We start from the raw sequence: 5,523 nt of genomic DNA, 5'->3' as shown, positions 1-5,523 counted from the left end.
AAGTAGTAGAACCCGACCACCGAGATGATCGACTCGATGATGATCTCGGGCGAGTTGAACCAGTCGAGCTGCTCGCCGCGGTCGAGCGCGAGCTGCATCGCGCCGATGCCGACCGCGAGCGCCGCGAAGCCGAACCAGTCGAACCGCAGTTCGTGGTTCTTGTCGGTCTCGTCCATGAACATCGCCAGGCCCAGCACGGTGATGGCGCCGAACGGCAGGTTGACGAAGAACACCCAGTGCCAGGAATAGGTCTCGGTCAGCCAGGCGCCGAGCGAGGGGCCCATGATCGGCCCCATCATCACGCCCATGCCCCAGATCGACATCGCCTTGGCGCGCTCGTGCAGCGCGTAGCTGTCCAGCATCACCGCCTGTGACAGCGGCACCAGCGCGGCGCCGAACACCCCCTGCAGCAGCCGGAACAGCACCATCTGGGTAATGTCCTGGGCGAGGCCGCACATCACCGACGCGATCGTGAACCCGGCCGAGCAGATGATGAAGATGCGCTTGCGGCCGAACCGGTTGGCGATCCAGCCGACCGGCGCCGTCATGATCGCGGCGGCGACGATGTAGGAGGTCAGCACCCAGTTGATCTGGTCCTGCGAGGCCGACAGCGAGCCTTGCATATAGGGCAGCGCGACGTTGGCGATCGTGGTGTCGAGCGCCTGCATGATCGTCGCGGTCATGGCGCAGATCGTCACCATGTTCCGGCGGAAGCCGGGGACCGCGTGAGATTGTGCCGCGCCCGCCATCGGTTAGTTGTGCTCCGGCTGGGCCGCGGCGGCGCGGCCGAAGCCGAGCAGGCCGGCCAGCGACCGGCGGTGGTGGGTGTCGATCGCGACGTTGACGCTCATGCCGGCCTTCAGCCGCTTGATCATCGGATCGGTCTCGTCGAGCGTGATGCGTAGCGGCACCCGCTGCACCACCTTGACGAAGTTGCCGGTGGCGTTCTGCGGCGGCAGCACCGCGAATTGCGCGCCGGTGCCCGGCGACAGCGACGACACCCGGCCCTTGAACTGATGATCCGGGAAGGCGTCGACATCGAGCGTCACGGTCTGACCGACCGCCACATAGGTGAAGTCGCTTTCCTTCGGATTGGCGTCGACCCACGGCTGCGTCGTGTCGATCACGCTGAACACCGGCGTGCCGGCGGCGACGAAGCGGCCGAGCTGAATGTTGTCGACTTGGGTGGCGGTGCCGCTCATCGGCGCCCGTACCGTCGACAGCCGCAGGTTACGTTCGGCGTCGTCGAGTGCTGCCTTGGCCTGGGCGTAAGCGGGGAATTTCTCGAGCGGCAGTTCAGGATCGCCGAGCAGTTGGTTGAGTGCGGTCGACTGCTGCTGCTTAACGAGCTGCAGCTGCGCCTGCGCGGTCACCAGCGCCGCGGTGGAGTTGTCGAGATCGAGCTGCGAGCCGGCGCGGCTCTGCACCAGCGAGGTCTTGCGCTCGACGTCGCGCTGCTTCAGCGCGATGCCGGCGTTCACCAGGTCGATGGTCTGGCCGTACAGCTTGACGTTGGCGACCAGATTGGCGTGGCTGGTCTTGGCGTCGGCGAGCTTGGCCTGGGCCTGCGCCACCGCGAGGCGGAACGGCACCGGATCGATCTGGAAAAGCTCGTCGCCGGGCTGGACGCGCTGGCCTTCCTTGACGGTCACTTCGACGATCTTGCCGGCCACGTCCGGCGTAATCAGCACCTTCTGGGCGCCCACATAGGCGTCGTCGGTGGTGACGTAGCGGCCGCCCTCCAGATAGAAGGTGATGCCGCCGATCAGCGCCACCATCGGCAGCACGACCAGCAGCAGCGGCCGCCGATAGCGACGCAGCGTGCCGCCGAGGCCGCGACGCGGACCGCCGCTGGCGGCGACGGACGGGGCGGCCGAAGGCTCCTTCTGCTCGGTCGGAAATTTCAGGGCCGGTTCAGCCATAGTGCTCCTCCCGTCGTTTTTCTTCGCGGTGGCAGTGCTGTTGGATCGCGCCACGCAAGTTTTCCTTGATGATCTGCATCTGCCGCACCAGGCGCTGGGCATCTTCCGGCGTCAGGCCGGCGAGCGCGGTGTCGGTGAGTTCGGCGCGGAGGCCGGCGAGCTTGCCGAGCAGCGGCCGCGCGGCTTCGCGCAGGTACAGCCGCTTGCAGCGCCGGTCGCTGTCGTCGCTACGGCGTTCCAGCCAGCCGTGGTCGCACAGCTTGTCGATCAGCCGAGTCAGGGTGATCGGCTGCAGTTCCATCTGTTCGGCGAGTTCGGACTGCTTCAGCCCCTCGGCGCGTTCCACCTTGGCCAGCACCGCCCATTGGGCGCGGGTGATGCCGTGCCGGGAGGCCTGCCTGTCCGCATAGGCGCGCATCAGGCGCTGCACCTCGGCAAAGGCAAAGATGAAGTTCTGGTCCTCCGGACCCCGGGTCATGGCGCCGCCTCCTAAGCTTTGCATAAGATAAGCAAGCTTATTATTTCTCAAGGCGCCGATTCGCATACGACAAATCCGAGTTGCGCATGCCTCTCAAACCTGGGTCGGTCGCGAGACTTGAACGCGGCCCCGGTGTAGGATGTTGCTCGAACATGAGCCGGCCCGGTTGGCCGGCGCGTGAGTGTGATGGGCCCGATGACCGCATTGAAGCCGACCTTCCCCGCGCCGGGGCACGATCACGACCGCTGCTCCGCCGAAGGTCTGGAACACGCCGAGCGGGTCTGTGCCGGCCGCTCGCAAAACCTCACGCCGATCCGCCGCCAGGTGTTGCGCGCACTACTGTCCAGCCATCGGCCGCTCGGCGCCTATGAGGTGATCGAGGAACTGGCCCGGGACATGCCGCGTCCGGCGCCGATTACGGTGTATCGGGCGCTCGATTTCCTGATGCAAAACGGGCTGGTGCACCGGATCGAGAGCCGCAATGCGTTCCTGGCCTGCGGCCACGATCACGACGACGCTGCCACCGTCGCGTTCCTGATCTGCGAATGTTGCGGCTCGGTCGCCGAGGTCCCGGCCTCCGAAGTGACGCAGCGCCTCAACGAAGCCGCTCGTCAGACCGGGTTCACGCCGAAGATGTCGGTGGTCGAGATCACCGGCGTGTGCGGCCATTGCCAAGCCGCCTGACGCAGTTTACGCCTTGATCCATGGGAGGAGCGTGGCGCGCCAGCGCCCGCCACAACACGGCGAAAAGCCGGAGGCACCATGTCGGTCAAGACGTCACGCCGGACCCCGGCGATTCCCGCGCGCCTGATCATTAAGCCCCCGCGACCGCTGCGGTGAGCGGCACCATGGGGCGTCCGCTGAGCGCCGGCGCGATCGCGCTGATGCTGCTGTGCTGCCTGTCGTGGGGCTTCAACCAGATCGCCGTGAAGCTGGTGCTGCCGGATATTCCGCCGTTCCTGCAGGCGGCGATCCGGTCGGCCGGCGCCCTGATCGTGATCTTGATTATCGCGAAATCGCGCCGGGTGAAGCTGTTCCAGCGCGACGGTACGCTGCGCGCCGGGCTGTTCGCCGGGATGCTGTTCGGACTGGAATTCGTGCTGATCTATCACGGCCTGACGCTGACCACGGCGTCGCGCGCGGTCGTGTTCCTGTACACCGCGCCGTTCTTCGTCGCGCTCGGCTCCTACCGGCTGCTCGGCGAGCGGCTGCGCCGGATGCAATGGGCAGGGCTGGCGCTGAGCTTTGCCGGGGTGGCGCTGGCGATCGGAGTGCCGCAGGCCGATGTCGACGCCAGCGTTCTGCTCGGCGATCTGATGCTGGTCGGGGGCGGTGCCCTGTGGGCCGCGACCACCCTGATCGTCAAGGGGACCCGGCTACAGCGGGCCCCGGCCGAGAAGGGGCTGGCCTACCAGGTGGCGATGTCGGTGCCGATTCTGACCGCCGCGGCGCTGCTGTCGGGCGAAACCATCACCAAAATGCCGTCGACGTTGTCGCTCGGGCTGATGGCCTATCAGACCATCTGGGTGGTCGGACTGACATTTTTACTCTGGTTCGGGCTGGTGAAGACCTATTCGGCCAGCAAATTGTCGGCTTTCACCTTCATTACCCCTTTATTCGGGGTGGCGGCCGGCTATCTGATCATGCACGACCCGCTGACCCCGGCATTCGGCGCCGCGGCGGTGCTGGTGATCGCCGGTCTCTATCTCGTGAACCGGCCGGCTCCGGTTCCTGCACCCAACGATCCATTGCTGAATGTCACCAAAACCTGATATTCGGACCACCATGAACAAGCTCGAAAATCCGCTGCGAGACGACGTCGCCGGCCCCGCGCCGCGGCACCAAACCACCCAGGTCATGGTCGGCGATGTGGCCGTCGGCGGCGGTGCCCCGATCGTCGTTCAGTCGATGACCAATACCGACACCGCGGATATCGAGGGCACCATCAAGCAGATCGCCGCGCTGGCCCGGGCCGGCTCGGAGATGGTCCGGATCACCGTGGATCGCGAGGAGGCGGCCGCCGCTGTCCCGCACATCCGCGACGGCATCCGCAAGCTCGGCCTGACCACGCCGATCATCGGCGACTTCCATTACATCGGCCACAAGCTGCTCGCCGAATACCCGGCCTGCGCCGAGGCGCTCGATAAGTACCGGATCAATCCGGGCAATGTCGGCTTCAAGAACAAGCGTGACACGCAGTTCGCCGACATCGTCGAGATTGCGATTCGGAACAACAAGGCGGTCCGCATCGGCGCCAATTGGGGCTCGCTCGACCAGGAGCTGCTCACCAAGCTGATGGACGAGAACGCCGCGTCCGCCAATCCGCGCGACGTCCGCGCCGTCACCCGAGAGGCGATGGTGCAATCGGCGCTGCTGTCGGCCGCGCGCGCCGAAGAGATCGGCCTGCCCAAGAACAAGATGATCCTGTCCGCCAAGGTCTCGGCGGTGCAGGACCTGATCGCCGTGTACCAGGATCTGGCCTCGCGCTCCGACTACGCGATTCATCTCGGCCTCACCGAGGCCGGCATGGGCTCGAAGGGTATCGTGGCGTCGTCCGCGGCGCTCGGCATCCTGCTGCAGCAGGGTATCGGCGACACCATCCGAATTTCGCTCACCCCCGAGCCGGGCGGTGACCGCACCCGTGAGGTCCAGGTCGCGCAGGAACTGCTGCAGACCATGGGCTTCCGCACCTTCGTGCCGCTGGTCGCGGCGTGCCCCGGCTGCGGCCGTACCACCTCGACGACCTTCCAGGAGCTGGCGCGCTCGATCCAGGACTTCATCCGCGACGAGATGCCGGAATGGCGTAGCCGCTATCCGGGCGTCGAGAATCTCAACGTCGCGGTGATGGGCTGCATCGTCAACGGCCCGGGCGAAAGCAAGCACGCCAATATCGGCATCTCGCTCCCCGGCACCGGCGAATCCCCGGCGGCTCCGGTGTTCGTCGACGGCCAGAAATTCCGCACCCTGCGTGGCGACACCATCGCGTCCGACTTTAAGGCGCTGGTGATCGACTACATCGAGCAGCGCTACGGCGCGACGCCGAATCCCGGCGCTGCCCAGATGGTGCCGGCGGCGGAGTAAGTCGAAGCCGCGCATGCGCTCTCATTCGGAGCGTTTGGAATC

Annotated in this window: 6 protein-coding genes; 3 read left to right on the top strand and 3 right to left on the bottom strand. The window is 66.3% G+C overall.

The annotated features are described in order from the left end of the window. The 3 genes from DYI24_RS20160 to DYI24_RS20150 form a co-directional block, all read right to left on the bottom strand. On the bottom strand, window positions 1-749 hold a 749-nt coding region (locus DYI24_RS20160; RefSeq protein ID WP_164573579.1), incomplete at its 3' end, for a DHA2 family efflux MFS transporter permease subunit. A gap of 3 nt (window positions 750-752) precedes the next feature. Then, on the bottom strand, window positions 753-1,922 hold the full coding sequence (locus tag DYI24_RS20155; protein WP_164573578.1) for an HlyD family secretion protein: 1,170 nt from the start codon (window positions 1,920-1,922) through the stop codon (window positions 753-755). Further along, the gene (locus DYI24_RS20150; RefSeq protein ID WP_107342728.1) at window positions 1,915-2,400 is read right to left on the bottom strand and encodes a MarR family winged helix-turn-helix transcriptional regulator; all 486 of its coding nucleotides are present in this window, start codon (window positions 2,398-2,400) and stop codon (window positions 1,915-1,917) included. The genes DYI24_RS20155 and DYI24_RS20150 overlap by 8 nt, the downstream gene beginning before the upstream one ends. Window positions 2,401-2,595: 195 nt before the next feature. Between DYI24_RS20150 and DYI24_RS20145 the strand changes: the two genes are divergently transcribed. The 3 genes from DYI24_RS20145 to ispG all read left to right on the top strand — a co-directional run bounded on the left by DYI24_RS20145 (window position 2,596) and on the right by ispG (window position 5,481). After that, entirely contained in the window at window positions 2,596-3,084 is a 489-nt protein-coding gene (locus tag DYI24_RS20145) for a Fur family transcriptional regulator (protein ID WP_107354042.1), read from the top strand. Between the two features lie 164 nt (window positions 3,085-3,248). After that, window positions 3,249-4,172 (top strand): DMT family transporter, encoded by a 924-nt coding sequence (locus tag DYI24_RS20140; RefSeq protein WP_164573577.1) that lies wholly within the window; start codon window positions 3,249-3,251, stop codon window positions 4,170-4,172. A 13-nt stretch (window positions 4,173-4,185) separates the two neighbouring features. Continuing rightward, a complete protein-coding gene (ispG, locus tag DYI24_RS20135; RefSeq protein ID WP_107342731.1) occupies window positions 4,186-5,481 on the top strand; it encodes a flavodoxin-dependent (E)-4-hydroxy-3-methylbut-2-enyl-diphosphate synthase in 1,296 nt (431 codons plus the stop codon). Window positions 5,482-5,523 lie beyond the last annotated feature (42 nt).

Source organism: Rhodopseudomonas sp. BR0C11, assembly GCF_010820945.1.
Lineage (GTDB): Bacteria > Pseudomonadota > Alphaproteobacteria > Rhizobiales > Xanthobacteraceae > Rhodopseudomonas > Rhodopseudomonas palustris_H.
This window is presented reverse-complemented; position numbering and strand designations above follow the sequence as displayed.

What these genes read in the sequence shown, in the direction of transcription:
- DYI24_RS20150 (WP_107342728.1), bottom strand. Translation starts at nt 2,400, where the DNA reads ATGACCCGGGGTCCGGAGGACCAGAACTTCATCTTTGCCTTTGCCGAG.
- DYI24_RS20155 (WP_164573578.1), bottom strand. Translation starts at nt 1,922, where the DNA reads ATGGCTGAACCGGCCCTGAAATTTCCGACCGAGCAGAAGGAGCCTTCG.
- ispG (WP_107342731.1), top strand. Translation starts at nt 4,186, where the DNA reads ATGAACAAGCTCGAAAATCCGCTGCGAGACGACGTCGCCGGCCCCGCG.
- DYI24_RS20145 (WP_107354042.1), top strand. Translation starts at nt 2,596, where the DNA reads ATGACCGCATTGAAGCCGACCTTCCCCGCGCCGGGGCACGATCACGAC.
- DYI24_RS20140 (WP_164573577.1), top strand. Translation starts at nt 3,249, where the DNA reads ATGGGGCGTCCGCTGAGCGCCGGCGCGATCGCGCTGATGCTGCTGTGC.